Source organism: Micromonospora sp. NPDC049366 (genome assembly GCF_044466625.1).
GTDB lineage: Bacteria > Actinomycetota > Actinomycetes > Mycobacteriales > Micromonosporaceae > Micromonospora.
This window is the reverse complement of sequence record NZ_JBITMV010000012.1, coordinates 117,630-143,708: the sequence shown is the minus strand read 5'-3', so window position 1 is coordinate 143,708 and position 26,079 is coordinate 117,630. Positions and strand designations below refer to the sequence as shown.

The window sequence follows — 26,079 nt, the reverse complement described above, 5'->3', positions numbered from 1 at the left end:
CGCCGCGCGTCAGACGGCGGCGGCGCGGTCGGCCCGGCTGGCGCGCCAGAGGGCGTACAGGGTGATGGTGGCCGCGGCCACCAGCGGGCCGCCGTCGCGGACCAGGCCGTCCACACCGAGCAGCCAGTGGCAGAGCGGCAGGTCGACGGCGAGCACCAGCACGGTGACGGCGACCAACAGGCCACGGGCCCACCGTCTACCGCGCATCAGGAAGGCGGTGCAGAGCAGCACGGCGTAGCTGGTCACGATGCCCGCGCCGAACCAGAACGCCACCGCGGGCACGGCGAGGAGCCGCCCGTCCAGCACCGCACCGCCGGCGACCAGCGAGGGTACGAGCATCAGCGGGCTGTACGTGAACGCGGCGACCCGGCTGGTCAGCAGCCAACCGCTCGCCTCGGGTCGGCGGGGCGCCACCTCGCGCCACGAGATGCCCGAGCGGTCGATGACCAGGCGGGGACGGTGCCGGACCAGGTGCCCGGCGAGCGCGGACGAGCGGTGGAGCAGCCACACCACGGCGACGCAGAGCCCGGTCAGCAGGGCGAAACCGAGGACCCCGGGCAGCGGCGGCACCCCCTGCCGGGGCACGATCAACCGGCCCACCGCGAACACCGTGGTCACCGCGAGGATCAGCCCGAACGGCCGGGCGACCGTCCGACCCCGACGGACGTGCCCGATCAGCACCAGGAAGCCCACCGAGCGCAGCATCGCCCAGCCGGTCCGTACGGCGAGCCCGAAACCCTGCTCCGGGGCGTACCACCAGTTGAGCAGCTCGACCACGACGGTGGCCGCCGCCGTCACGGCCAGCAGCGTGGTCAGCGCCCGGACGGCGGACGGCCGCCGGACCTCGGTCTCGGCGGCCGTCCTCATGGGATCCGATGATGCCCCGCGCGGGCGCGCGGCACACCTAGCGCTGTGGCTGCTCCGCGTCGAGGCGGGCCCGCAGCGCGTCCAGCTCGGCCCAGAGCACCCCGGGCAGCTTGTCACCGAACTTCTCGAACCACTCGGTGACCAGGGGCAGCTCGTTGCGCCACTCGTCCGGGTCGACCTTCAGCGCGATCCGGACGTCCTCCGGGGTCATGTCCAGCCCGTCGACGTCGAGCGCGTCGGGGGCCGGGACCATGCCGACCGGGGTCTCCACCGCGTCGGCGCTGCCCTCGATCCGCTCGACGATCCACTTGAGCACGCGGGAGTTCTCGCCGAAGCCCGGCCAGAGGAAGCCGCCCTCCGGGTCCTTACGGAACCAGTTGACGTAGTAGATGCGCGGCAGCTTGGACTCGTCGCCGTCGGCGCCCTTGCCCATCTCGATCCAGTGCCGGAAGTAGTCACCGGCGTGGTAGCCGATGAACGGCAGCATCGCCATCGGGTCGCGCCGGACCACACCCACGGCACCGGACGCGGCGGCCGTGGTCTCCGACGAGAGCGTCGCACCCATGTAGACGCCGTGCACCCAGTCGCGGGCCTCGGTCACCAGCGGGATCGTGTCCCGGCGGCGGCCGCCGAAGAGGATCGCGTCGATCGGCACCCCGTTGGGGTCGTAGTAGTCGTCGGCGAGGATCGGGCACTGGGTGATCGGGGTGCAGAAGCGGCTGTTGGCGTGCGACGAGAGGCTCTCGCTGTCCGGCGTCCAGTCGTTGCCCTTCCAGTCGATCAGGTGCGCCGGCGGCTCACCCATCCCCTCCCACCAGATGTCGCCGTCGTCGGTCAGCGCGACGTTGGTGAAGATGGAGTTGCCCCGGTCCAGCGTCCGCATCGCGTTGGCGTTGGTCTTCCAGTCGGTGCCGGGCGCCACGCCGAAGAGGCCGTACTCGGGGTTGACGGCGTAGAGGCGGCCGTCCGGGCCGAACCGCATCCAGGCGATGTCGTCGCCGATGGTCTCGACCTTCCAACCCGGGATGGTCGGCTCCAGCATGGCGAGGTTCGTCTTGCCGCAGGCCGAGGGGAAGGCACCCGCGATGTGGTAGACGCGGCCCTCCGGCGACGTGATCTTCAGGATCAGCATGTGCTCGGCGAGCCAGCCCTCATCGCGGCCCATCACGCTGGCGATCCGCAGCGAGTAGCACTTCTTGCCGAGCAGCGAGTTGCCGCCGTAGCCGGACCCGTACGACCAGATCTCGCGCGTCTCCGGGAAGTGCGAGATGTACTTGGTCTCGTTGCACGGCCAGGGCACGTCCTGCTGGCCGGGGGCGAGCGGAGCGCCGATCGAGTGCAGCGCGTGCACGAAGTCCGCGTCGTCGCCCATCGCGTCGAGGATCGCCCGACCCATCCGGGTCATGATCCGCATCGACGCGACCACGTACGGGCTGTCGGTGATCTCGACGCCGAACATGGGGCTCTCCGCCTCGACCGGGCCCATGACGAACGGGATGACGTACATCGTCCGGCCGCGCATCGAACCCCGGTAGAGGTCCGTCATGACGCGCTTCATCTCGGCCGGCGCCATCCAGTTGTTGGTGGGGCCGGCGTCCGCCTCGTCCACCGAGCAGATGTAGGTGCGCTCCTCGACCCGGGCGACGTCCGACGGGTCGGTGCGCGCGTAGAAGGAGTTGGGCTTCTTCTCCGGGTTCAGTCGGATCAGCGTGCCGGACTCGACCAGTTCGTCGGTGAGGCGGCGCCATTCCTCGTCGGACCCGTCCACCCAGACCACCCGGTCGGGGGTGGTCAGTTCCGCGACCTCACGGACCCAGGCGAGCAGTTTGGGATGGGACGTCGGGGCCTGATCGATACCCCGAACAACAGCCGGAGCAACCATGACACATCTCCTTGTGGTCGACGCTGACCGAACTATGGGATGCACGAGTCTCGGCGGGCGGGAACCGCTTCGCCTTCGTGGAAACCTGGGATTGCGCCCAGCGTAAACCGGGCCGGTCTCCGAGTCAGTGGGACTGGTTGTGAAGAACTGCACAAGGTACGGCCACGCTGCGGCATCGCGTGCTGATACCCGTTTTTGCGCGCAGTTTCACGCAAATCCTTCGGCGAACCTCGGATCGCGTCCCGATACGGAGACCGCCGCCGGACCGCTCGGCATCCCTCGACGCGGTCGTCCCCGAACGGCCGGACTCCGCCGGTCCGACCCCGCCGCGCCGTCGGTGCGGTTACGCTGCGTTCATGTCCACCGCGGACTCCGGGCGGCCCGCCCATGCCGGCCGCCCCTGCTCGCCGTTGCTACCCGTGCGACATGACGTCAGCCGGTAGGCTCGCCGAGTGGCCGCGACGATGACCGGAGACCAGCCCGGTCCTTCGCGCACCCGCAGAAGCCCGCTCCGAGCCCTGCTCGACCGCTTCGGTCACCTCATCCACGAGTTGAGCAAGTTCGCCACCGTGGGCGGCGTCGCCTTCCTCATCGACTTCGCGCTCTTCAACTTCCTGACCGCGGGCCAGGGCATGGAGCAGGTGACGGCGAAGACCATCTCCACGGTCATCGCGGCGACCATCGCGTTCGTCGGCAACCGGTTCTGGACCTGGCGGCACCGGCAGCGCAACAACCCCGCCCGCGAGTACGCGCTCTTCTTCTTCTTCAACGGGGTCGGCCTGGGCATCGCGGTGGCCGTCCTCGCCATCAGCCGCTACGGGCTGGGCAGCATCTGGCCGAGCGTGTTCCAGACCCCACTGGCCGACAACATCGCGAGCTTCGTGGTCGGCACCGGGCTCGGGACCCTCTTCCGATTCTGGTCCTACCGGCGGTTCGTCTTCGTGGAAGCGGGAACCCAGACCGCTCCGGAAGCGACGCACGACCGAGACCGCGGGGCGTGACCTGCGGCCCACTCCGTCCGGCCGGAACCTGCCGGCTCAATCCTCTGTCCTAAGGTGTTCCGCATGCGTCTTGTCCGTCTGCTGCCTGAGCGCTGGCAGAAGTTCACCCACGAGGCGCTCAAATTCGGCATCGTCGGCGGCATCAACACCGTCATCAATTACGCGGTGTTCAACGCACTCGCACTGACCGTTTTCGTCGACGGCCAACTGAAGGCGACCGTGATCGCCACCGTGGTGGCGACAATCACGTCGTATCTGATGAATCGTCACTGGACGTACCGGGACCGGCCGAAGTCGGCACTTCGGCGCGAGTACGCCCTGTTTTTCCTTTTCAACGCGACCGGCCTGCTCATCGAGCTGGGCGTCCTCGCCGCGGCCAAGTACGGCCTCGGCGTGACCAGCCTGCTCGCGCTGAACATCGCGAAGACCGGTGGTGTGCTGCTCGGCACGATGTTCCGGTTCTGGTCCTACCGCACGTTCGTCTTCCAACCCGCGCCGGACCCGAACGAGAAGAACTGGCACCGCCTGCCGCGGGACGAATGGGACACGATGGCCGAGATGGACCCGGTCGCCGAGCTGGCGGAGTCCGTGACCGAGCTGGAGGAGTCCCAGCCACCACCGGGTGGCCGCCAGCCGGGCAGCACCGCCGCCGCGCCGACCGCCGGCCCGGGAGCCCCGTCACAGGGACGACCGATGCCGTTGGACGCGCGCCCGGCCGGCGCGGACCTGGACGCGGAACTGGCCGCCGAACTCCAGGCCATCACCCGCCGCCCCCCACGCCGCTAACCACCCGGCGCCGCCCCGTTCCACCCAACCCGCGCCGTGACCACCCGGCGCCGCCCCGTTGATCATGAAGTTATTGCCGCCGACCACGGCGTGTCGGGGCAACAACTTCATGATCACCGCGTGCAGGCGGGCGGGGTGGGGAGGGCGGCGGCGGTAGTCAGGCGGAGGGGTCGCGGAGGGGCTTGCCTTCGCTCATGTCCGCCAGAATCTCGCGCATCTCGCCGTCGCCGAGCGAGTGCTTGTCGTGCTGCGCCTCGACCAGCTCGTAGAGCTTGGTCTGCACCCGGCCCACGCCGGGCACGTCGGCCAGGACGGACTGGCCGCGCTCACCGGCAGACTCGATGGTGAGCGTGCCGCAGCCGAGGAGCCGCTCGACGAACCGCTGGCTCATCGAGTGGTCGTTGACCCGGGTGAGCGGGATGTCCCGCCGGTCACGGGAGAAGACGCCGTGCTGGAGCAGCACCCGCTCGTTGGTGAACAGGTAGTGCGTGGTGCGCCAGACCAGGAACGGCCAGAGCGCGAACCAGACGACCGCCACGAGAGCGACCACTCCGATCACGGCCAGCGCGATCGACCCACCGCCACCCTCGGGGAGCAGCAGCACGCCGGCCACCACCGCGGCGACGGCGAGCACCAGCACGACGACCGGCCGGATCAGTGCCTTCCAGTGCGGGTGCAGGTGCAACACGACATGCTCGTCCTCGGTGAGCACGTCTTCAGGGAACGCCACGGAAACCTCCTCGCAGGAACGGACGCGGTGACCGTAACCGGTCACCGCACATCCGACCATCAGCCGCGCGGCCCGGCCCACACCCTCCCCCGCGATCTTGCACTTTGGGCCCCCGTTTTGTGCCCTTTGCCCCGTTCGGCGGGGCCGATGCTGCACGATCGCGGGCAGCCGGCGCGGGAGAGGGGCGGGGCTAGCGGAGGTGCAGGACGTCGCCGGCGGCCAGGCGGCGGGGACCGGTGGCGGTGTCGACCAGCAGTTGGCCGTCCGCGTCCACACCGGTCGCCGTGCCGGTCAGCTCCTCGCCCGCCGGCAGCAGCACCCGCACCGGCAGGCCGATCGTGGCGCAGTTGGCCACGTACGCCTCCCGCAGCCCGCTGGTCTCCGCGTCCCCACCGGCGGTGCGCCAACGGTCGTACCAGTCGGCGACGGCGCGCAGCAACGCCCGCAGCAGCGGGTCCCGGTCGGTGGCCGCAGCGCCGGCGAGCTGCAGTGACGTGGCGGGCAGCCCGGTCGGATTCTCCGGCAGCTCGTCGGCGCGGAGCGTGACGTTGAGCCCGATGCCGAGCACCACGGCCGGCGGTTGGGCCGGGGACGCGCCCGGCACCGCCTCGGCGAGGATCCCGGCGCACTTCGCGCCGTCGACGAGCAGGTCGTTGGGCCACTTGAGGACCGCGTCCAGCTCGGCCAGGTGGGCCACCGCCTCGACCAGCGCGACGCCGGCCAGCAGCGGCAGCCAGCCGTACGCCGTGGCGGGCGCCGCCGGCCAGCCGCGCTCCGGGACGGCCTCACCCGGCCGGAGCAGGACGCTGGTCGCGATGCCGGCCCGCGGGGGCGACTGCCACACCCGGCCGCGCCGCCCGCGCCCCGCGGTCTGCCGCTCGGCGACCACGATCAGACCCTCCGGCTCGCCGGCCTGGGCGGCCTCGGCCGCGTCCGCGTTGGTCGAGCCGGTCTCGGCGCGCAGCTCCAGCCGGTTCCACGGCCCGTACGGGGTGACCAGCGCGCGCCGCAGCCGCGCCGCCGACAGCGGCGGGCGGTCCAGATCGGTGTACGGCGAGCCCGGCATTCCGCCAGCCTACGGCCCTGAGGTGGACGACCCGCGGGGCGTACGGGAAAGCCCCGGCGGCAGCTGAGGCGAACTGCACAGCGGCGGCGACCTGAACCATCGTTATATTCCCTGGGTGACTACCGAGACCGGGACCAACATCCACAGCACTGCGGGCAAGCTGGCGGACCTGGAGCGCCGGGTCGACGAGGCGGTGCACGCCGGGTCGGCGCGGGCCGTCGAGAAGCAGCACGCCCGGGGCAAGAAGACCGCTCGCGAGCGGATCGAGCTGCTGCTCGACGAGGGTTCGTTCGTCGAGCTGGACGAGTTGGCCCGGCACCGGTCCACGAACTTCGGGCTGGAGAAGACCCGCCCGTACGGCGACGGGGTGATCACCGGCTACGGCACCATCGACGGCCGGCAGGTCTGCGTGTTCGCACAGGACTTCACGGTCTTCGGCGGGTCGCTGGGCGAGGTCTTCGGCGAGAAGATCGTCAAGGTGATGGACCTGGCGATGAAGATCGGCTGCCCGGTCATCGGCATCAACGACTCCGGCGGCGCCCGGATCCAGGAGGGCGTGGTCAGCCTCGGCCTCTACGGCGAGATCTTCTTCCGCAACGTCCGGGCCTCCGGTGTCATCCCGCAGATCTCCCTGGTGATGGGCCCCTGCGCGGGCGGCGCGGTCTACTCGCCGGCGGTCACCGACTTCACCGTCATGGTCGACCAGACCTCGCACATGTTCATCACCGGCCCGGACGTCATCAAGACGGTCACCGGCGAGGACGTGGGCATGGAGGAGCTGGGCGGCGCGCGCACCCACAACACCCGCAGCGGCAACGCCCACTACCTCGCGACGGACGAGGAGGACGCGGTCGAGTACGTGAAGGCGCTGCTGTCGTACCTGCCGTCGAACAACCTCGACGAGCCGGTCGTGTACGACGCCCCGGCCGAGCTGTCGGTGACGGACGCCGACCGGGAGCTGGACACGCTGATCCCCGACTCGGCCAACCAGCCGTACGACATGCACCGGGTGATCGAGCACGTGCTGGACGACGGTGAGTTCCTGGAGGTCCAGCCGCTGTACGCGCAGAACATCGTGGTCGGCTACGGCCGGATCGAGGGGCGGCCGGTCGGCGTGGTGGCGAACCAGCCCATGCACTTCGCCGGCACGCTCGACATCGCCGCGTCGGAGAAGGCCGCCCGGTTCGTCCGCACCTGCGACGCGTTCAACATCCCGGTGCTGACCTTTGTGGACGTTCCCGGGTTCCTCCCCGGCACCGGGCAGGAGTGGGACGGCATCATCCGCCGGGGCGCCAAGCTCATCTACGCGTACGCCGAGGCCACCGTCCCGAAGGTCACCGTCATCACGCGCAAGGCCTACGGCGGGGCGTACGACGTGATGGGCTCCAAGCACCTCGGCGCCGACCTGAACTTCGCCTGGCCGACCGCGCAGATCGCGGTGATGGGCGCGCAGGGCGCGGTGAACATCCTCTACCGCTCGGAGCTGGCCGGCGCGGAGGATCCGGCGGCCGTGCGGGCCGAGAAGATCGCCGAGTACGAGGACACGCTCGCCAACCCGTACGTGGCGGCCGAGCGCGGGTACGTCGACTCGGTCATCCCGCCGCACGAGACCCGTACGCAGATCGTGCGGGCGCTGCGGGTGCTACGGACGAAGCGCGAGACCCTCCCGCCGAAAAAGCACGGCAACATCCCGCTGTAACGCGGGATCCGGTTCCCTTGATCCGCGCAACGTCAGGGAAAGAGTGGCCTCCCGCTGTCGGGAGGGGACACTTTCCCTGACGGTGCGCGATCTCCCTTGGTCGCGATCGACGGGGACCGCGTCGCCCTCAGCAGTTCGGGGGCGGGGCGTTGGCGTTCGCGCACATGCGGGCCACGGCCGCGACGGCGAACTGTTGGAGCTCCGCCTCGGTGCCGTCGCGACCGAGGCTGAGCACCGAGACGAGATCGCCGACCTGCACCACCGCCGTGTCGGTCGGGCGCGTCTCGTCGCCGAACGTCGCGCCGGTGATCACGTCCCGGGCCCGGGACATGGTGTGGCGCAGTAGGACCCCGCCGTTGCCCCCGGACTCCAGCGGCTGGACCTGCCACCGGTGCACCACCTCCGCCGTACCGCTCTGCCCCTTCCAGTCGTACGGCCCGCGGCTGCGCCACTCGTCGCACGGGTCCACCAGATGCTGAAGGGTCAGGAGGGCGAGCGTCGCCTCGTCCTGTGTTCCCAGCCGGTAGACGTCCTGCATCACCAGGACGTCGGCGTTGCGGGGCTCGGTGCCGGCGGGACGCGCCCGGAGCAGGGTCTGTGAACGGGACAGGCGGGAGACCTGCCAACCCTCCGGCAGTCCCAGGCTCGCCCGGCACTGATCGAGCACGGCGTCGACCCGGACCGGCTCCCCCAGGCCCGCCTGGCTGAGCTTCACCTCGACCGGGCGCGCCAGGTCGGCCGGCTGGAGCAGAGCGTCGGTGGTGATCTCGTGCTGGGTCGGGGTGCTGTCGGGCGCGGCCGAGGCGGCCGGTGGGGACGGCGCCGGGGATCCGCCGGGCCGGGCGAGCGCGACGGCACAGACCCCGGTGACAGCCACCACGGCGGTCGTCGCCACCACCGTCCGTAGGCTGCGCCGCCGGGCGCGGGCGCGAAGCTCCTCCGGGCCGGGCCACCGCACATCGTGCAGGTCCCGCTGGACCCGTTCGGCGAACGTCAGGTCGTCACGCATCAGCGGCCTCCTCCAGATCAGAGACGGCGAGCAGCCCGGCGAGCGCGGCTCGCCCCCGGGAGAGGCGGGCCTTGACGGTGCCGACCGGCGCCTCGGTCTCCCGGGCCACCTCGGCGACCGGCATGCCGAGCAGGTAGTAGAGGGCGATCGCGGTGCGCTGCTCCTCGGGGAGCCTGCGCAGCGCGGCGACCACATCGACGGTCTCCGTGCCGGGGCCGGGGGTGGTCTCGACGGCACCGTGCCGCAGGTAGGCGCGGGCGCGGCTGCGCAGGCTGCGCCACCGGCTGACCGCGATCCGGGTGGCCACCACGCGGGTCCAGGCCTCCGGATCGTCGTAGCCGCTCACCGTCGACCAGCGCTGCCAGGCCCGGATGTACGCCTCCTGGACCGCGTCCTGCGCCTCCGCGAGGTTGCCGGTGAGCACGTAGACGAAGCCGAGCAGGCGTTGCCGGCTGCCCCGGTAGAAATCGTCGAACCCCTCGACGTCCGGCACCTGGCTACCTCCCCCGTGACGGTCGCAGGGGACACGCGCCGGCCGGTGCCGGCGGTTGCCCGCTCAGCCGAGCAATTTCGCCAGTTCGGCCCGGGGGAACTCGCCGGCCGGGATGCGCTCCCGCACGGCCCGGCGTACCGCCTGCTGCACCGCCGCGTTGGCCGGCGTCGGGACGCCGTGCAGGCGGCCGAGCAGCACGATCTCGCCGTTGAGGTGGTCGGTCTCGGCCGAGCCGGCGCCCCGGGCGAGGCTCTGCCAGGTGGAGCCACCGGCCCGCTGCTCGCCGCCGACCGGCCGGTGCTGCACGAGGTCGCCCCGCTCGGCCGTCTCCTCCGCCCGGTCGGTGTGCGCGATCCCCGCCGCCGCGAGCACCGCCTCCCCCTCGGTCCGGATGCGCTCCGCCAGGCCGTCCGGTACGTCCCGACCGAACAGCGCCTGGAGCGCGTTGGTGAGGTTGCCGAGCAGCTTGCCGTACTTCCAGCGCATGACGTCGGACCGCACCGGCGCGACGAAGCCGGCGGCGGTCAGGTCGGCGGCGACCGCGCGGTCGGTGTCGTCCGAACCGGACGGATAGCGGCCGATGTGCAGCATGCCCGGGTGCGGGTGGCCGTTGGCCACCACCACGCCCGGTTCGAGGTGGGTGGCGGGCAGCCACACGCACACGCCGTGGACCCGCGCGAAGAGGCGCAGCGCGGCGGGCTCGTTCGCGACGCCGTTCTGGGCGGTGAGCAGCGGCAGCCGCTGTCCGGCCGTCCCACCCCCGGCGACCGGGGCGTCCACCCAGGTGGCGAGCGCCGCCGCAGTGTCCTGCGACTTCACGGTGAGCACCAGCACGGTGTCGGCGGGCAGTGGCTGGTCGCCGGGCCCGTCCACGGCGGGCAGCCGGAGCGTCCGCTCCTCCTCGGGCTGCCGCAGGGTCAGGCCGCGCTCGCGGATCGCCGCCAGGTGCGCCCCCCGCGCCACCACCGTCACGTCATATCCGGCCGAGGCCAACCGCACCCCCACGGTGCCCCCGACAGCCCCCGCCCCCACCACCAGATACCGCACGCCCGGCCCCTCCGATCCCCGTCATGGTCCCCGTCGATCATGGACTTGTGGTGCCAGGTTTTGGCGCGGTCGGCGGCTTTTGTGAGGCACCACAACTGCATGATCGTCGAGAGCTCACCCGGTCAGGCCGGCCTCGGTCAGGATCGGGCCCGCCAGCAGGAGGGCACCGGCCAGCAGGACGGCCACGTTCACCAGGGCGAACACGGTGACCCAGAAGAACGCGGGGAACGGCGTCAGCCCGGCGAGCTGGTCGGCGTCGGAGGCCGGCATCCGACCCCGGGCGCGCACCCGCTGGAGCTCCACCACCGGCCGCACCCCGCCGAGCAGCAGGAACCACACCCCGGCGTACGCGAACGCCGCCTGCACCTGCGGCGAGGCGTACCAGGACACGGCGAGGACCACGCCGCCGGTCACCAGCAGCGAGATCACCCCGAACGCGTTGCGGATCATCACGAGCATGGCCAGCAGCAGCGCGACCGCCACCCAGAGCAGGAGCGTGATGCGGTTGCCGCCGAGCAGCCACGCGCCGGCCAGCCCGACCAGCGGTGGGGCGACGTAGCCGGCGAGCAGGGTGAGGATCATGCCGGGGCCGCTGGGCCGGCCGGCGGAGAGGGTCAACCCCGAGGTGTCCGAGTGCAGCCGGATGCCGCGCAGCTTCCGGCCGGTGAGCAGGGCGACCAGCGCGTGACCGCCCTCGTGGGCGATGGTGACGGCGTTGCGGGCGATCCGCCAGGGCAGCCGCGTCGAGACGACGACGAGGGCGGCCAGGGCGGTGATCAGGACCAGCAGCGGCGGCGGGTCGGGCTGCGCGCCGAACAGCCGGTCCCAGAGGTCGGTGAGCCCGTCGAACGACACCATGGGGCGCGAGCCTACCGGCCTGCCCACCGCGCCGTACGCCCCGTCCACCGCTGGCACCGCGCTCGTCACGCGCCGCATCCGACCGGGTACGCCACGTCCGGGCCGACCACTCCTCGAACGCCGTCGATGAAAGTTTCTTTTGCGCCTCTTGTGATCTAGGGCGCTTACCTCCAAAGATGGACGTCAATTGATGGCGTCCTCCTGGAGGCATCCATGACCCCCACCAGATCCCCCCTGCGCCGGCTCCTCGCCGCCGGCGCCACCATCCTCGCCACCGCCGCCGCGACACTGGTCGCCACCGCCGGTCCGGCCTCGGCGGCCACCGTGCCCGGCATCGACGTGTCGCACTACCAGGGCAGCATCAACTGGACGAGCGTGCGCAACGCCGGCATCCAGTTCGCCTTCATCAAGGCCACCGAGGGGACGAGCTACAAGGACCCGAACTTCAACGCCAACTACGTGAACGCGTACAACGCCGGGGTGATCCGGGGCGCGTACCACTTCGCCCGCCCCAACATCTCCTCCGGCGCGGTCCAGGCGAACTACCTCGCGTCCAACGGCGGCGCCTGGTCGGCGGACAGCCGTACCCTTCCGGCCGCGCTCGATCTGGAGGCCAACCCGTACAGCGGCGGCTACTGCTACGGCCTCAGCACCACCGGCATGCGCAACTGGGTCCAGGACTTCCTGAACACCTACCGCTCCCGCACCGGCCGCTACGCCGTCATCTACACCACGACCAGCTTCTGGAACCAGTGCACCGGCAGTTGGACCGGCCCGTGGGCCAACCACCCGCTGTGGGTGGCCCGCTGGGCGAGCGCGCCCGGCACCCTGCCGGCCGGCGCCCCCGTCTGGAGCTTCTGGCAGTACACGAGCACCGGCGCCGTCTCCGGCATCAGCGGCAACGTCGACCGCAACTACTGGAACGGCGACCGCTCCCGCCTGATCGCCCTGGCCAACAACACGCCCTGATCCACGTGGGGAGGTGGTTGGCGGCAGCGGGATCGGCTGTGACCGTACGGTCGACGGCCGGTCCGGCTGCCGCCACGCCGATGCCTCCCGTCGTGCGGCCTTGCCGCCTGCCCCGGCTCCGGGCCGGGATCGTCCGGTCGGGCCGGGGGCTCCCGGTCGCGGCCGGCGCGGCCCGGTCAGGTCCGGCGTCGGTGCCCCATCGGCACGGCGACCCGGGCGGGCATCGCGTCGTCGCGGGCGAGCGCACCTCGCCGGGTCACCCGCCAGGCGGCCACGCCGGTGACGGTGACGGCCACGACGCTGAGCAGCGCGATGAGCGCCGGGATTCCGATGCTGGCCAGCAGCAGGACCGCGTCGCCGAGCGCGACGAGCATCCACAGTGCCAGCCGGGGGCGGGCGTCCCTCCGTCGGTAACCCATGTCGTCCCTCCTTCCGTCGTCGAAGGTCAGATACCCCCGACGACGGAAGGACATGCGAGTCACTTTCGTACGGACGACATTCCCGCGGTCAGTCCTTGCGGTCCGGCACGAATCCCTTGGCGATCCGGTCGAAGTCGGCGAGCTTGGCCTGCCAGTCCTTCTCCGCAACCTCCCAGCGCAGCGCGTAGCCCCGGTTGCTGGCGGTGACGAAGCCACGGTTGCGGACGTGGATCCGGGTGCCGTCGCGGTCCTCCAGCCACTCCCAGTCCGCGCAGGTCTTCCAGAAGTCGCACCGCTCGATGCTCAGGTACTGGTAGTTGTTGACGAACTTCTTCCGGTCCGGCTCCTTGCTCCGCCAGTCCGCCTCTGCATCCGACCCCGGGCTGCTCGTCCACTGGACCAGCAACTCGCCCACGCCGTTGGCCTCGTCGAAGACGATCGTGTTCTCGCCCGCGTTGCGGCGGACCCAGCCGTCCGGCAGCGGGAGCGCGAAGCCGGCCGGATCGCGGTGCAGCTTCCACCCGGCGGGCAGGGCGTTCGGGTCGGCGGACGGGGTCGCCGACGGCGTCGGAGTGGGCGCACCGCTGGTCGGCGCCGCCGACGGCGGCGCGGAACTGGGCGCGGCGGAGGACGCCGGGGCGCCGGTGGTGGCGCCGGCCTGATCCCCCGACCCGCCGGTGTCGTCCCCGTCCGCCAGCAGCGGGACGACGATGGCCAGGCCGAGCAGCAGCACCGCCACCAGCGCGCCGATCAGCAGGTTGCGCCGCTTGCGGTCGACCGGCGCGCCGGTCGACGGCGGGATGGCGGCCCGACCCGTCGACGCGGGCGGGCTGACCGGCAGCACCGAGGTCGGTCTGGCCGGCTCGCGCGGCGTGACCTCCGTCTGCGCGGTCTCCGCTCGGGTCGCCTCCGGCCGGGTCGGCGTGACGGCCGTCGGCTCCTCGGCCGGGGACGTGTCGGTCGACTCCACCGAGGCGGCGCTCGTCGGGTCGGCGTCGCCCTCGCTCGTCAGATCGGGGCCGGCCTCGCTCGTCAGATCGGGGCCGACCTTGCTCGTCGGATCGGCGCCGGCCGCCGTCGAGCCGGTCACCTTCGCCGTCGGGTCGGCGTCGTCAGTGTCAGCGCCGGTGAGCTTCGTCGTCGGATCGGCGGGCGGAGTCGTCACCTTCGCGGTCGGGTCGACCGGCGGAGCCGTCACCTTCGCGGTCGGGTCGGCGTCGGCCGCGGCACCCGCCCCCGCGACAGCCGCCGCGGCGGCCGGCGGGGTGCGGGGCGCCGGAGGCGTGACCGGGAGGTCGGTCCGTTCGGCCGGGCGCGGGGCCGGCACCACGGTCGGGCGCGGCACGCGCGGACCGTTCGGCCCCGGCCGACGTACGCCGTCGAGCAGCGAGATGCGCGACCGCTTGCCGCTGGCCCGGCGCAGCAGGCGCTCCGCCACCTCGGCGGTGATCCGCTCACTCGGGTCCTTGCGCAGCAGGCCCTGCAGCACCGGCTTGAGCGGGCCGGCGTTCTTCGACGGCGGCAGCGGCTCGGTGGCGAGCGCCGCGAGGGTGGCGATCGCCGACGGGCGCGCGTACGGCGACTTGCCCTCCACCGCCGCGTAGAGCGTGGCGCCCAGCGACCAGAGGTCGGCCTCCGGCCCGGCGGTGCCGTCGCGGGCCCGCTCCGGCGCGATGTACGCCGGCGAGCCCAGCACCATGCCGGTGCGCGTGACGTTGGGGTCACCGGGGATCGTGGCGAGACCGAAGTCGGTCAGCACGACCCGCCCGTCGGTGCCGAGCAGCACGTTGCCCGGCTTGACGTCCCGGTGCATGACACCGGCCTTGTGCGCGGCCTTCAGCGCGCCGAGAACACCGAGACCGATCTCGATCGCGCGGGCCGGCGACACCGGGCCGGACTCGGCGAGAGTGTCCTGCAACGACTTCGACGCGACGTACTCCATGACGATCCACGGGTCGCCGTCGGTGCGCAGCACGTCGAAGATGCGGACGACGTTGATGTTGTTCAGCCGGGCGATCGCCCGCGCCTCGCGCAGCGAGCGTTCCCGCATCTCACGGCGCTCGTCGTCGGTGAGGCTGGGCGGCGGCACCAGTTCCTTGATCGCCACATCGCGGTGCAGCACCTCGTCGCGCGCCTTCCACACCCGACCCATGCCGCCCTGACCGAGCGGCGAAATGAGCCGGTAGCGGTCAGCGACAAGTTGGGGAAGCGCGTTCGACATCGCTGAGACGGTACCCGGCGACACCGACGGCCACACCGCCGGCACGCCACTGTGCGATACAGGTCCAGCCCCGCCACGCGTACGCTGGGGTCATGTCTGCCGAAGAGCCCCTGTTCCGGGTCGTTCGCGGCGTGCCCACCGCGGAGGAACTGGCCGCGCTCGTCGGGGCGATCGTCGTCCGTTCGCGGCCGGCCGGCGCGCCCGCGCCCGCCCCGGTCTCCACGTGGGCGCGCAGCGGCCGACCCGCGGGCAGGGCCCCCGGTCGCGGCACCTGGCGTACGTCCGGCCTGCCCCGCTGATCGCGGCGCCGCCCCGCCGCGCGGAGCGGACACCCCTCGATGCCTGATCCTGCGGCCGTGGGGCTGCCAGGGTGGCGTCCAGCCGTTAACCTCACTCAGGGAAACGAGGCCGTGACGGTGAGGGAGGATCGATGATCCCTGAGGAGGACCACCCAGCCAGCCGGCCGGGCGGCTACGACGGCATCGAGGCCGACATCCGCCAACTGCGGGAGTTCGCCGATCTGCTCACGGCCGAGGTGGAGCGCGACTACGCGCCGCACCTGCCACACATCGCCGAGGACATGACGGCTCCCCTGCCCAACCCGTGTGACGCCTTCATCGAGCTGGTCCACTTCCTGCGCGTGCACCACGAGACCCAGCAGGCCACCGTCGAGATGGTGTGGGGCGCACGCGGCGTCACCGGCCATCTGGCCGCCGCCGCGGGCACCGTCGCCGACCGCTACGCCGACACCGACGCCTTCTCGGCCGCCCGGGTGGTCGACGTCGAGCACGCCCTCGCCGACCCCCGCTCCGTCGTGCCCACCGGCCCGTCGGTGGCGCTGCACGACCCCACCGGACCGACCGACGGGCCGGTGATCCTGCCGTGATCGAACGGGGCGGCGGCCGCACCTCCGGCCTCACCGACTGGCACCTCATGGACGTCAACAGCATGTGGGCCTGCCTCCAGGACCACGACACCACCAACCACTGGAAGCAGGTCGCCGGCTGGCGCAAGATCTGCGACCTGGCGCAGACGCACCTGACGCGACTCCAGGAATATCGACGAGGACTCGCCGCCGCCTGGCCACCCGAGACGAACGCCGCAGCCCGCGTCTACCTCGCCGAACTGGACGAGCTCATCGACAAGATGCGCCACACCCACGACGCCGCCGCCACCAACTACACCGCGCTCGCCGCCGCCACCCAGGCCATCAGCGGCACCCGCGCCGCGCTACAGAAGATCCACGAGGAGTACGCAGCCAAGCTCCAACAGAAGCGGACGTACGAGGCGACCGCCGCCGACCCGAAGGCGGCCATGGGCAGTCGCGTCCCCGACCAACCAGTGACCGACGCCGACCTGGAACGGCTGAACGTCCAGGCGCGCGGCATCATGTACGGCCTCAGCGGCGAACTCCAACACGCCCAAGTAATGCTCCGCCAACCCCCGCCGCTAATGAGACCGCCTAAGCAGACAGATAACCCAGACGTCTATGGCGCCGACGTTAGCCCACTAATCCCGCCCATCGTTCCGGTACCGTTGCCGAAGAACAACGACGACGTGCCGATACCCGGCCAGTTGAGCAAAGTGCAGGCAGCACAAGCGTCCTCCGCCTCAGGAATAGGGCCCATACTGGGCGGAGTCAGCGGCGGACCACTTCCGCCTCTCCACACCACCCCGAGCACCGCCGCCGCCAGCACGCCCACCTCGAACGCGGGCCCAGCGTTACCGGTGCCACCAGGAGTCGCTCATCGACCCACCGTCCGGGCACCTGGAACACCCCCCTTTGGCCCGCTCGGCAAATCTCCGGCTGGAGATCGAGCAACACCGCCGCCGCCAACTCGCGTAACACCGCCAGGCGGAATAATTGGCGGTCACCCTATCGCGCCAGTAGGTCAACCCGTGGCCGGCAACTCACAGCCACGTCGAGTCAACCCGATAGGCGGTGTGATCGGAGGTGGTGCCGCCGGAACGGCTCCGACCGGCGGAGCCGGATCTCGCCCAGGCGGAACCCGTGGTTTCGCTGCGTTCCCCTTCCAGGGATCTCCTAGCGCATATCCAGCGGGCCCTACGAGCACTGGTGGGCGCCCTCGAAGCCGGTCAGAGGACGAGCCAGGCACGCCGGGTCCACGCACATGGGACCCCGAGAACCCCTGGGAGACAGAGCAGGGCGTGCCTCCAGTTGTCCGGGCAGCCGACGAAGAGGGCCCTATAGACCCTGGCCCAGCAATCGGTTTCAACCGGTGACGAACTTCGCCAAATTGGCTGCGGCCCTGCTGGCGATAGCGACGGGCGTATCACCAGCATCTCATACAGAGATCGGCATGATCAGCAATATGGCTCGGGTCAGTGACAACAACGAACGCATTCGCCGAGACCAGTGGCATCTGACCTTCCTGCGAACCAGCGAAGCTCACCGGATCACGCAAGGCTCTGGCGTCGTCGTAGCCGTCCCGGATACGGGCGTTTATCCGCATCCTGATCTAGCACGAAACCTGCTGGTCGGCATTGACATAATTCCAGGAGGGAGGGGGGACGGAAGGCAGGATCTAGATAGCCATGGCACATCAATGGCAGGACTGATAGCGGCACACGGCCAAGCGGATGAGGTTGGGGCGTTGGGGATAGCCCCGCGAGCAAAAATTCTACCCATCTTCGATTCCCCGCCCAACAGTGAGGGCGATCCGGAGGCGTTGGCGCTGGGTATCGAATACGCAACCCGAAGCGGCGTCGGCGTAATTAGCGTTTCGAGCGGTGGGGCGACGAACCCGCGCCTTACCCAAGCAGTTCAAACCGCTCTAGCAACGGACATCGTCGTAGTGGCTGCGGCTGGCAACCGGCCAGAGGATGTCAGTGTCGGTTACCCGGCGTCTGAGGACGGTGTGATCGCAGTGGGCGGGGTGGGAAGATCTGGCGCTCGTGCCGAGGTGTCGGTTACCGGCCCTGAGGTTGACGTTGTTGCGCCGGCGGTGGACATCTACAGCACCAGCTATGACGGGAAGTATTCGAAGGGCACGGGCACATCGAGTGCCACTGCGATCGTGGCCGGGGCGGCGGCGCTCATCAGGTCCAAGTACCCGGACATGTCGGCCCGGGAGGTCGCGCATCGGCTGACTGCTACGGCTGTCGACAAGGGACCGCCGGGGCGTGACGACGAGTACGGCTACGGGGTGATCGACATCGTGGCGGCGTTGACCGCGGACGTGCCGCCTCTGGGGTCCGGAACGCCGCCCACCACTGCACCGGTCGCCGGTGGCACGACCGCGACGGCGGCGCCGGATGGTGCTGACTACGGGGCGACAGTCCGGGGGCTGGTGACCCTGGGTGTGCTCGTGGCAGTGGGCGTGACGTGGGCGGTCCTCGTTCGGCGGCGTCGACGTGGCGACGATCCGCCGCCGCGTATCAGTCGCTGACCGGTGAGGTCGCGCCGACGCGACTGCGGTGGGTGCAGTTGTTGTTGCCAGGACGACAGAAAATGCACCCACCGCGTGTGGAGCCAGGCGCGACGTCGTCCGAGCGCTCCGAAGGAAGCGTGGTGGCGCGACACGTCGACGTCGGCCAGCCGGTAACGTCGGCGGCGTGCCTGATCAGCTGCCGCTCCGTCTCGTGCTCGCCTCGGCGAGCCCCGCCCGCCGCAAGATTCTCCAAGCCGCCGGCATCGAGCCGGACGTGCTGGTCAGCGGGGTCGATGAGTCCCTTGTGACGACCGACAGCGCCGAGGAGCTCTGCCTGGAACTGGCGCGGCTGAAGGCCCAGGCGGTCCTCACCCGGCTCCGCCCGGCCGCTGACGAACGTACCCTCGTGATCGGCTGCGACTCGGTGTTGGAGTTCGACGGGGAGATCCTCGGTAAGCCGGCCGATTCGGCGGATGCCACGCGGCGTTGGCGGCGGATGCGGGGGCGCAGCGGCGTCCTGCACAGCGGGCACTGCCTCGTCGACGCCACGGCGGGCCGGCGCGCGGAGGCGGTCGCCTCGACCACCGTGCACTTTGCCGAGGTGAGCGACCGGGAGATCGACACGTACGTCGCGACGGGTGAGCCGCTGGCGGTGGCGGGCGCGTTCACGATCGACGGGTTGGGTGGTCCGTTCGTGGAGCGCATCGAGGGCGATCCGAGCACGGTGATCGGGCTCTCCCTGCCGTTGCTGCGCCGACTCCTCGCCGAACTCGGCCTCACGATCACCGATCTGTGGACGAAGGTCGCGCCGGGCGGGCAGGAAACCGAGCCGCTCGGCTAGCGTCCAGCCATGACCACCAAGTCGATTCCGCTGACCGACGAGCTGCACGCGTACCTGGTCGGGCACGGCTCCCCACCGGACGAGGTCATCCGCGACCTCGCCGAGGAGACCCGCACCGTGCTGCCGGACGAGGCGAGCATGCAGGTCGCCCCGGAACAGGCCGCGTTCCTCACCTTCCTCGTCCGGCTGCTGGGGGTGCGGCAGGCCGTGGAGGTGGGCACGTTCACCGGGCTGTCCTCGCTGGCCATCGCCCGGGGTCTGGCCGACGGCGGCCGGTTGACCTGCTTCGACATCTCCGAGGAGTACACGGGTATCGCCCGCCGCTACTGGCAGCGGGCGGAGGTGGCCGACCGGATCGAGCTGCGCATCGGCCCGGCCGGGGACACGTTGCGGGAGCTGCCCCACGAGCGGTACCTCGACTTCGCCTTCATCGACGCCGACAAGACGGGCTATCCGATCTACTGGGCGGAGTTGGTGCCGCGGATGCGTCCCGGCGGGGTGATCGCCGTCGACAACGTGCTGCGCGAGGGTCGGGTGTTGGCGCCGCAGGACGTCAACGACCGGGCGATCGCCGCGTTCAACGACGAGGTGCTGGCCGACGTCCGGGTGGACGCGGTGATGCTGCCGATCGCGGACGGGCTGACGCTGGCCCGGGTCCGCTGACCCGCGCCGCTTGATCCACTCGACTTCAGGGAAACCGGGGCGACGCGACGGGTTCGGACACCCCGACTTCCCGGAAGGCGAGTGGGTCAAGCGGCAGGCAGTGCGGGCGACCGCGTCAGCGGACGCTGCGGGCGAACTGGCGGGCCGCCCAGACGACGCCGAGGACGGCGAGCCCCGCGGTGATGGTGAGCCCCTGCCAGACCTTGTCGTTGCCGAGGTCGCCGGCGAAGAGGGCACGGGTGCCGTCCACCGCCCAGGAGAACGGGTTCCAGTCGGCGATGCCCTGCAGCCAGCCGGGGGCGTAGATGAGCGGCAGCAGGATGCCGGAGAGCAGGAGCACCGGCTGGGCGACGGTGTTCATGAGCGGGGCCAGGGCGTCCTCGCTCTTGACCTTGAGTGCCACCCCGTACGAGACGGCGGAGGTCATCAGCGCGATCAGGGCGAGCATCAGGTAGGCCAGCAGCAGGTAGCCGATGAAGACGCGCAGGTCGAACAGGAGCGCCAGCAGCGTGATGATCACCGCCTGCACCAGCAGCGAGACCACGTCCCGCAGCGAGCGGCCGAGCAGCAGGGCGAGCCGGCTGACCGGGGTGACCCGGGAGCGTTCGATGACGCCGGCGCGCAGCTCGGCGATCAGGCCGAAGCCCTGGAACAGGCCGCCGAAGATGGCCAGCAGCACCAGCAGACCCGGCACGAAGATCTTGTAGGCCTCGGCCTGGCTCGACACCCGCAGCGCGGGCTTGAGCAGCGGGGCGAAGAGCAGCAGGTACATGACCGGCTGGAAGACGCCGACGAAGACCCAGACCGGGTTGCGGAGCAGGAGTTGGATCTGGCGCTGGAAGATGAGCCAGGTGTCGCGGGCGAGCTTCATGGTGGGTCGTCTCCCGGGGGTCAGGACTCGCGCAGCGAGCGGCCGGTCTTGGTGAGGAACACGTCGTCGAGGCTGGGGCGGTGCAGCTCGATCGAGTGCAGCGCGAGACCGGCCTGGTCGAGCCGGCGGAGGATCTGCGGGATGGTGGTGGCGCCCTCGTCGACGTAGAGCCGCAGGCCACCCTCCTCGGAGGTCTCCAACTCGTTGACGTACGGCTCGCCGTCGAGCGCCTTCGCGGCCTGCGGAGTGGTGGCCAGGTCGAGGCCGACCAGCACGACGTCGCCGGAGATCTCCCGCTTCAGCTCGGTGGGGGTGCCCTCGGCGACCACCTCGCCGTGGTCCATGATCGCGATCCGGTCGCAGAGCGCGTCAGCCTCGTCGAGGTAGTGCGTGGTGATGAAGACGGTCATGCCGTCGGCACGCAGCCGGCGGATCTCGTCCCACATGTGTGCCCGGCTCTGCGGGTCGAGGCCGGTGGTGGGCTCGTCCAGGAAGACGATCTTCGGCTCGTGGATGATGCCGAGGGCGATCTCGACGCGCCGGCGCTGGCCGCCGGAGTAGGTCTTGCACTTGCGGTCGGCGTACTCGGTGAGCTGGAAGGCGTCGAGCGCCCGGGTGGCCCGCCGGTGTGCCTCGACCTTGCTGATGCCGTAGAGCCGGGCCTGGAGCACCAGCTCCTCCCGGGCACTGGACTCGTCCCAGGTGCTGCCGCCCTGGGCGACGTAGCCGATGCGGCGGCGCACCTCGCCCGGCGCCTTCCGCAGGTCGGCGCCGGCGATGGTGGCGTCGCCGCCGTCCGGCTCGATGAGCGTGGCGAGCATCCGCAGCGTGGTGGTCTTGCCGGCGCCGTTGGGGCCGAGGAAGCCGAAGATCTCCCCCTCGGCGACCTCCAGGTTCACCCCCCGGACGGCGTCGACCGTCTTCGTCTCCCGACCCGCGCGGGAGCGGAACGATTTCCGCAGCCCTCTGGTCTCGATCATCTCTGCTCCTGGTCGTCCGGGCCGGGGGTGCCGGCCGCCGGTGCGCTGGGGACGCCGCACGGCGCACTCCCCCGATGTGCGGGAGCAGGCTAACGCGATATAACTCTTGTAGTCAACGTTGATTATTTCGCGTCAGGACGTTCCGGTAGCCGCTCCTCCCAGCCCTCCCAACCCTCCGCCCGCTCCAGTCCAGCAGGCAGGTACGACACTCCGGACTCGATCCGCTCGGCGATTCGCTCGCACCAGGCGATCTCCGCCTCGGCGCGGGCCGTCCACAGCTCGAACATCCAGGCCACGTGCACCGGCTTGGTGTCACGCACCCAGTCCGAGCCCAGCGACGCCCGCATCCACTCGATCCCGGCGCTGAGCTGCGTGGCGCGGTTGCGCAGGGCGGCCGCCGCCTCGTCCCGGGGCATCGCCGGGAGGAAGGAGAAGGCCGCCGCGAACGGGTCGGGCACCTCCTGCACCTTCCACCAGAAGCCGCGCAGCAGCGTCTCGAACTCGTCATCACCCTTGGGCGTGACCTCGTACGTCGTCCGGGCCGGCCGGCCGCCGACCTGCTCGGTGGCGACAGCCCGCAGCAGGCCTTCCTCGGTCAGCTTGCGCAGGGCGTGGTAGATCGACCCCGGCTGCACGTTGGCCCACTTGTCGGCGTTCCAACTGAGCAGCTCACGGCGCACGTCGTAGCCGTGTACCGGCTGCATCCACTTGACCAGTCCGAGGATCATCATGCGAGTGGCAGACACCCGGCAAGCGTAATAAGCAAGTTTGACTAAGGCCGGTCGGGACAAGTGCGGCATCCCACACTGAGCGATCGTTAGGGCCCCCAGCGTGGCCGATACACTCCCGGTCAACGACCTCCCGGGAGGAGCCCCCACGGTGCGCAAGGTACTCATCGCCAACCGCGGCGAGATCGCCGTCCGCGTCATCCGCGCCTGCCGCGACGCCGGTCTCGGCAGCGTCGCGGTCTACGCCGACTCGGACCGCGAGGCCCTGCACGCCACCCTCGCCGACGAGGCGTACGCGCTGGGTGGCGACACCGCCGCGGACAGCTACCTGCGCATCGACAAGCTCATCGACGTCGCCGCCCGGTCCGGCGCCGACGCCGTGCACCCCGGCTACGGGTTCCTCTCCGAGAACGCCGACTTCGCCCAGGCCGTCATCGACGCCGGGCTGACCTGGATCGGCCCCACCCCGCAGGCGATCCGCGACCTCGGCGACAAGGTCACCGCCCGGCACATCGCGCAGCGCGCCGGTGCGCCGCTGGTCCCCGGCACCCCGGACCCGGTCGGCAGCGCCGACGAGGTGATGGCGTTCGCGATCGACCACGGCCTGCCGGTCGCCATCAAGGCGGCCTTCGGCGGTGGCGGCCGCGGCCTCAAGGTGGCCCGCACCATGGAGGAGATCCCGCAGCTGTTCGAGTCGGCCACCCGCGAGGCGGTGGCGGCGTTCGGCCGGGGCGAGTGCTTCGTCGAGCGATACCTGGACAAGCCGCGGCACGTCGAGGCGCAGGTCCTCGCCGACCAGCACGGCAACGTGATCGTCGTGGGCACCCGCGACTGCTCGCTGCAGCGGCGGCACCAGAAGCTGGTCGAGGAGGCGCCCGCGCCGTTCCTCACCGCCGCCCAACGGGCGCAGATTCACGACAGCGCCAAGGCGATCTGCCGCGAGGCCGGCTACCACGGCGCCGGCACGGTGGAGTACCTGGTCGGCGTGGACGGCACCATCTCCTTCCTGGAGGTCAACACGCGCCTCCAGGTCGAGCACCCGGTGACCGAGGAGACCTCCGGCATCGACCTGGTCCGGGAGCAGTTCCGGATCGCCGACGGCGAGAAGCTGCGGATCACCGAGGACCCGACACCGCGCGGGCACTCCATCGAGTTCCGGATCAACGGCGAGGACCCGGGCCGCAGCTTCCTTCCCGCGCCGGGCACCGTCACCGTGCTGCGGCTGCCCAGCGGCCCCGGCGTACGGGTCGACACCGGTATCTCGGCCGGCGACGTGATTGGCGGGAACTTCGACTCGCTGCTCGCGAAGGTCATCATCACCGGGGAGACCCGCACCGAGGCCCTGGAGCGGGCCCGCCGCGCGCTGGACGAGATGGTGGTCGACGGCATGGCCACCGCGCTCCCGTTCCACCGCCTGGTGGTCCGCGACCCGGCGTTCACCGCCGAGCCGTTCACCGTGCACACCCGGTGGATCGAGACCGAGTTCGACAACACGGTGCCGCCGTTCACCGCCGCCGCCGGCCCCGCCGGGGAACCGGCCGAACGCGAGACCGTCGTGGTCGAGGTGGGTGGCAAGCGGCTCGAGGTCACCCTCCCCGCCGGCTTCGGCGCGGGTACGACCACCGCCGCGCCGGCCGCCCGCAAGCCCGCCCGACGGGGCGGCGGCGCGAAGGCCGGCGCCCAGGTCAGCGGCGACGCGCTCACCTCACCGATGCAGGGCACCATCGTCAAGATCGCTGTGGCGGACGGGGACACCGTCGCCGAGGGCGACCTGGTCGTGGTGCTGGAGGCGATGAAGATGGAGCAGCCGCTGCACGCGCACAAGGCGGGCACGGTCAGCGGGTTGACCGCCGAGGTCGGTGCCGTGATCACCGCCGGTGCGGCGATCTGCACCATCGCCTGACCCGGCGAGCCGGCGTCCCGGCCGTGGCGCTGCTGACCGGTTGATCCGCCACGTTTAGGCCGCCACCGGCGGCGCATCGGTCGGCGGGCAGGAATGATGGCCGGGTGCGGTTCCTTCACGGCGCGGTCCCCGCGCACGACCTGACCTACACCGACGTCTTCATGGCGCCGGCCCGCTCCGACCTGGGCTCCCGCCTCGACGTCGACCTCTCCACCGGCGACGGGACCGGCACCACGATCCCGCTGGTGGTGTCGAACATGACGGCGGTCGCCGGCCGCCGGATGGCCGAGACGGTGGCCCGGCGCGGTGCCATCGCGGTGATCCCGCAGGACATTCCGATCGAGGTCGTGGCGAACGTCGTGGCCTGGGTCAAGCAGCGTCACCTGGTCTACGACACGCCCATCACGCTCGGCCCCACGGACACGGTCGGCGACGCCATCCACCTGCTGCCCAAGCGGGCGCACGGCGCGGTGATCGTGGTCGACGCGGCGGGCCGGCCGATGGGCGTGGTCACCGAGGCGGACACCGTGGGCGTGGACCGGTTCGCCCAGCTGCGGCACGTCATGTCCACCGAGCTGCACACCGTGCCGGCGGACGCGGACCCGCGTACCGGCTTCGACCGGCTCTCGGCCGGCCGCCGCCGACTCGCCCCGGTGGTCGACCGGGACGGACGACTCGTCGGCGTGCTCACCCGGCAGGGCGCGCTGCGCGCCACCCTCTACCGCCCGGCCGTCGACGACGGAGGCCGGCTGCGGATCGCCGCGGCGATCGGCATCAACGGCGACGTCAGCGGCAAGGCCTCGGCCCTGCTCGAGGCGGGCGTGGACACGCTGGTGGTGGACACCGCGCACGGCCACCAGGAACGGATGATCTCCGCGCTGCGGGCGGTGCGGAAGCTGGACCCGCCGGTCCCGGTGGCGGCCGGCAACGTCGTCACCGCCGAGGGCGTACGTGACCTGGTCGAGGCGGGCGCCGACATCGTGAAGGTGGGCGTCGGTCCGGGCGCCATGTGCACCACCCGGATGATGACCGGCGTCGGCCGGCCCCAGTTCTCCGCCGTCCTCGACTGCGCGGAGGCGGCCCGGGCGCTCGGCCGGCACGTCTGGGCCGACGGCGGCGTGCGGCACCCGCGGGACGTGGCGCTCGCGCTCGCCGCCGGCGCCTCGAACGTGATGATCGGCTCCTGGTTCGCCGGCACCTACGAGTCGCCGGGCGACCTCTACACCGATCCCGACGGCCGGCGCTACAAGGAGAGCTTCGGGATGGCCTCGGCCCGGGCGGTCAGCGCCCGCACCGCCGACGACAGCCCATACGACCGGGCCCGCAAGGCGGTCTTCGAGGAGGGCATCTCCACCGCCCGGATGTACCTCGACCCGCACCGCCCCGGCGTGGAGGACCTGATCGACGAGATCATCGCGGGCGTACGCAGCGCGTTCACCTACGCGGGCGCCCGCAACCTGCCGGAGTTCCACGAGCGGGCGGTGGTCGGGGTGCAGAGTGCCGCCGGCTACACCGAGGGGATGCCGCTGCCGACGAGCTGGTGAGCGGGCCGCGTGGTCTGCGCGGCCGTCCCCGACCTCACCGGTCGACAGGAGCTCGCGGATGCTGTCGAGCTGCCCCGGATCTGGGGCGGCGCGATCCACGCGGCCGGGCG

Annotated in this window: 25 protein-coding genes; 11 read left to right on the top strand and 14 right to left on the bottom strand. The window is 71.4% G+C overall.

Going from position 1 to position 26,079, the window contains the following annotated elements; all coding sequences use genetic code 11:
• Positions 1 to 9: 9 nt before the first annotated feature.
• The gene (locus ACIBTV_RS18600; RefSeq protein ID WP_396706378.1) at positions 10 to 867 is read right to left on the bottom strand and encodes a hypothetical protein; all 858 of its coding nucleotides are present in this window, start codon (positions 865 to 867) and stop codon (positions 10 to 12) included.
• Positions 868 to 904: 37 nt separating this feature from the next.
• Positions 905 to 2,749 carry a phosphoenolpyruvate carboxykinase (GTP) gene (locus ACIBTV_RS18595; RefSeq protein WP_396706376.1) on the bottom strand — a complete coding sequence of 615 codons (1,845 nt, stop codon included), beginning with the start codon at positions 2,747 to 2,749 and terminating at the stop codon, positions 905 to 907.
• Between the two features lie 464 nt (positions 2,750 to 3,213).
• Between ACIBTV_RS18595 and ACIBTV_RS18590 the strand changes: the two genes are divergently transcribed.
• Together ACIBTV_RS18590 and ACIBTV_RS18585 are read left to right on the top strand one after the other, a co-directional pair.
• The gene (locus ACIBTV_RS18590) at positions 3,214 to 3,750 is read left to right on the top strand and encodes a GtrA family protein (protein WP_396706513.1); all 537 of its coding nucleotides are present in this window, start codon (positions 3,214 to 3,216) and stop codon (positions 3,748 to 3,750) included.
• Between the two features lie 63 nt (positions 3,751 to 3,813).
• Entirely contained in the window at positions 3,814 to 4,536 is a 723-nt protein-coding gene (locus ACIBTV_RS18585; protein WP_396706374.1) for a GtrA family protein, read from the top strand.
• Between the two features lie 157 nt (positions 4,537 to 4,693).
• On the opposite strand, the gene ACIBTV_RS18580 is transcribed toward ACIBTV_RS18585, so the two are convergent.
• Complete coding sequence (locus ACIBTV_RS18580; RefSeq protein ID WP_396706372.1) at positions 4,694 to 5,266, bottom strand: PH domain-containing protein; 573 nt, start codon at positions 5,264 to 5,266, stop codon at positions 4,694 to 4,696.
• A gap of 190 nt (positions 5,267 to 5,456) precedes the next feature.
• Complete coding sequence (locus tag ACIBTV_RS18575) at positions 5,457 to 6,332, bottom strand: biotin--[acetyl-CoA-carboxylase] ligase (protein WP_396706370.1); 876 nt, start codon at positions 6,330 to 6,332, stop codon at positions 5,457 to 5,459.
• 115 nt (positions 6,333 to 6,447) lie between these two features.
• On the opposite strand from ACIBTV_RS18575, the gene ACIBTV_RS18570 reads away from it, so the two are divergent.
• Positions 6,448 to 8,031: an acyl-CoA carboxylase subunit beta gene (locus ACIBTV_RS18570; RefSeq protein ID WP_396706368.1), complete on the top strand. Its 1,584-nt coding sequence runs from the start codon at positions 6,448 to 6,450 to the stop codon at positions 8,029 to 8,031.
• 127 nt (positions 8,032 to 8,158) lie between these two features.
• Here ACIBTV_RS18570 and ACIBTV_RS18565 read toward each other — a convergent pair whose 3' ends face one another.
• The 4 genes from ACIBTV_RS18565 to ACIBTV_RS18550 form a co-directional block, all read right to left on the bottom strand.
• A complete protein-coding gene (locus ACIBTV_RS18565; protein ID WP_396706367.1) occupies positions 8,159 to 9,040 on the bottom strand; it encodes a hypothetical protein in 882 nt (293 codons plus the stop codon).
• Positions 9,033 to 9,533: a SigE family RNA polymerase sigma factor gene (locus ACIBTV_RS18560; RefSeq protein WP_396706365.1), complete on the bottom strand. Its 501-nt coding sequence runs from the start codon at positions 9,531 to 9,533 to the stop codon at positions 9,033 to 9,035. Before ACIBTV_RS18560 ends, ACIBTV_RS18565 begins: the two co-directional genes overlap by 8 nt.
• Before the next feature lie 63 nt (positions 9,534 to 9,596).
• Positions 9,597 to 10,580, bottom strand: coding sequence for a ketopantoate reductase family protein (locus ACIBTV_RS18555; protein WP_396706363.1), 984 nt, complete (start codon positions 10,578 to 10,580; stop codon positions 9,597 to 9,599).
• Between the two features lie 114 nt (positions 10,581 to 10,694).
• Positions 10,695 to 11,438 (bottom strand): M50 family metallopeptidase, encoded by a 744-nt coding sequence (locus ACIBTV_RS18550; RefSeq protein WP_396706361.1) that lies wholly within the window; start codon positions 11,436 to 11,438, stop codon positions 10,695 to 10,697.
• A 213-nt stretch (positions 11,439 to 11,651) separates the two neighbouring features.
• Between ACIBTV_RS18550 and ACIBTV_RS18545 the strand changes: the two genes are divergently transcribed.
• Positions 11,652 to 12,407 carry a GH25 family lysozyme gene (locus tag ACIBTV_RS18545; RefSeq protein WP_396706359.1) on the top strand — a complete coding sequence of 252 codons (756 nt, stop codon included), beginning with the start codon at positions 11,652 to 11,654 and terminating at the stop codon, positions 12,405 to 12,407.
• Positions 12,408 to 12,583: 176 nt separating this feature from the next.
• On the opposite strand, the gene ACIBTV_RS18540 is transcribed toward ACIBTV_RS18545, so the two are convergent.
• Positions 12,584 to 12,826 carry a hypothetical protein gene (locus ACIBTV_RS18540; protein ID WP_396706357.1) on the bottom strand — a complete coding sequence of 81 codons (243 nt, stop codon included), beginning with the start codon at positions 12,824 to 12,826 and terminating at the stop codon, positions 12,584 to 12,586.
• 88 nt (positions 12,827 to 12,914) lie between these two features.
• Entirely contained in the window at positions 12,915 to 15,047 is a 2,133-nt protein-coding gene (locus ACIBTV_RS18535; protein WP_396706356.1) for a protein kinase, read from the bottom strand.
• Between the two features lie 92 nt (positions 15,048 to 15,139).
• Here ACIBTV_RS18535 and ACIBTV_RS18530 point away from each other — a divergent pair, with 92 nt between their 5' ends.
• Positions 15,140 to 15,346 carry an acyl-CoA carboxylase subunit epsilon gene (locus ACIBTV_RS18530; protein WP_396706354.1) on the top strand — a complete coding sequence of 69 codons (207 nt, stop codon included), beginning with the start codon at positions 15,140 to 15,142 and terminating at the stop codon, positions 15,344 to 15,346.
• A gap of 131 nt (positions 15,347 to 15,477) precedes the next feature.
• The gene (locus tag ACIBTV_RS18525; RefSeq protein ID WP_396706352.1) at positions 15,478 to 15,933 is read left to right on the top strand and encodes a hypothetical protein; all 456 of its coding nucleotides are present in this window, start codon (positions 15,478 to 15,480) and stop codon (positions 15,931 to 15,933) included.
• Positions 15,934 to 16,225: 292 nt separating this feature from the next.
• Here the strand turns inward: ACIBTV_RS18525 and ACIBTV_RS18520 are convergent, their stop codons facing one another.
• A complete protein-coding gene (locus tag ACIBTV_RS18520) occupies positions 16,226 to 16,363 on the bottom strand; it encodes a hypothetical protein (RefSeq protein ID WP_396706350.1) in 138 nt (45 codons plus the stop codon).
• A gap of 1,005 nt (positions 16,364 to 17,368) precedes the next feature.
• On the opposite strand from ACIBTV_RS18520, the gene mycP reads away from it, so the two are divergent.
• The 3 genes from mycP to ACIBTV_RS18505 all read left to right on the top strand — a co-directional run bounded on the left by mycP (position 17,369) and on the right by ACIBTV_RS18505 (position 19,943).
• Positions 17,369 to 18,457 carry a type VII secretion-associated serine protease mycosin gene (gene mycP / locus ACIBTV_RS18515; RefSeq protein ID WP_396706511.1) on the top strand — a complete coding sequence of 363 codons (1,089 nt, stop codon included), beginning with the start codon at positions 17,369 to 17,371 and terminating at the stop codon, positions 18,455 to 18,457.
• Positions 18,458 to 18,623: 166 nt separating this feature from the next.
• Positions 18,624 to 19,280 carry a Maf family protein gene (locus ACIBTV_RS18510; protein ID WP_396706348.1) on the top strand — a complete coding sequence of 219 codons (657 nt, stop codon included), beginning with the start codon at positions 18,624 to 18,626 and terminating at the stop codon, positions 19,278 to 19,280.
• Between the two features lie 9 nt (positions 19,281 to 19,289).
• On the top strand, positions 19,290 to 19,943 hold the full coding sequence (locus ACIBTV_RS18505; protein WP_396706346.1) for an O-methyltransferase: 654 nt from the start codon (positions 19,290 to 19,292) through the stop codon (positions 19,941 to 19,943).
• Positions 19,944 to 20,058: 115 nt separating this feature from the next.
• Here the strand turns inward: ACIBTV_RS18505 and ACIBTV_RS18500 are convergent, their stop codons facing one another.
• The 3 genes from ACIBTV_RS18500 to ACIBTV_RS18490 all read right to left on the bottom strand — a co-directional run bounded on the left by ACIBTV_RS18500 (position 20,059) and on the right by ACIBTV_RS18490 (position 22,525).
• On the bottom strand, positions 20,059 to 20,814 hold the full coding sequence (locus tag ACIBTV_RS18500) for an ABC transporter permease (protein WP_396706344.1): 756 nt from the start codon (positions 20,812 to 20,814) through the stop codon (positions 20,059 to 20,061).
• 20 nt (positions 20,815 to 20,834) lie between these two features.
• The gene (locus ACIBTV_RS18495) at positions 20,835 to 21,794 is read right to left on the bottom strand and encodes an ATP-binding cassette domain-containing protein (protein WP_396706342.1); all 960 of its coding nucleotides are present in this window, start codon (positions 21,792 to 21,794) and stop codon (positions 20,835 to 20,837) included.
• Positions 21,795 to 21,916: 122 nt separating this feature from the next.
• Positions 21,917 to 22,525 carry a PadR family transcriptional regulator gene (locus tag ACIBTV_RS18490; protein WP_396706509.1) on the bottom strand — a complete coding sequence of 203 codons (609 nt, stop codon included), beginning with the start codon at positions 22,523 to 22,525 and terminating at the stop codon, positions 21,917 to 21,919.
• 148 nt (positions 22,526 to 22,673) lie between these two features.
• Between ACIBTV_RS18490 and ACIBTV_RS18485 the strand changes: the two genes are divergently transcribed.
• Together ACIBTV_RS18485 and ACIBTV_RS18480 are read left to right on the top strand one after the other, a co-directional pair.
• The gene (locus ACIBTV_RS18485; protein ID WP_396706341.1) at positions 22,674 to 24,425 is read left to right on the top strand and encodes an acetyl/propionyl/methylcrotonyl-CoA carboxylase subunit alpha; all 1,752 of its coding nucleotides are present in this window, start codon (positions 22,674 to 22,676) and stop codon (positions 24,423 to 24,425) included.
• A gap of 104 nt (positions 24,426 to 24,529) precedes the next feature.
• On the top strand, positions 24,530 to 25,969 hold the full coding sequence (locus ACIBTV_RS18480; RefSeq protein WP_396706339.1) for a GuaB1 family IMP dehydrogenase-related protein: 1,440 nt from the start codon (positions 24,530 to 24,532) through the stop codon (positions 25,967 to 25,969).
• Positions 25,970 to 26,079: the final 110 nt, after the last annotated feature.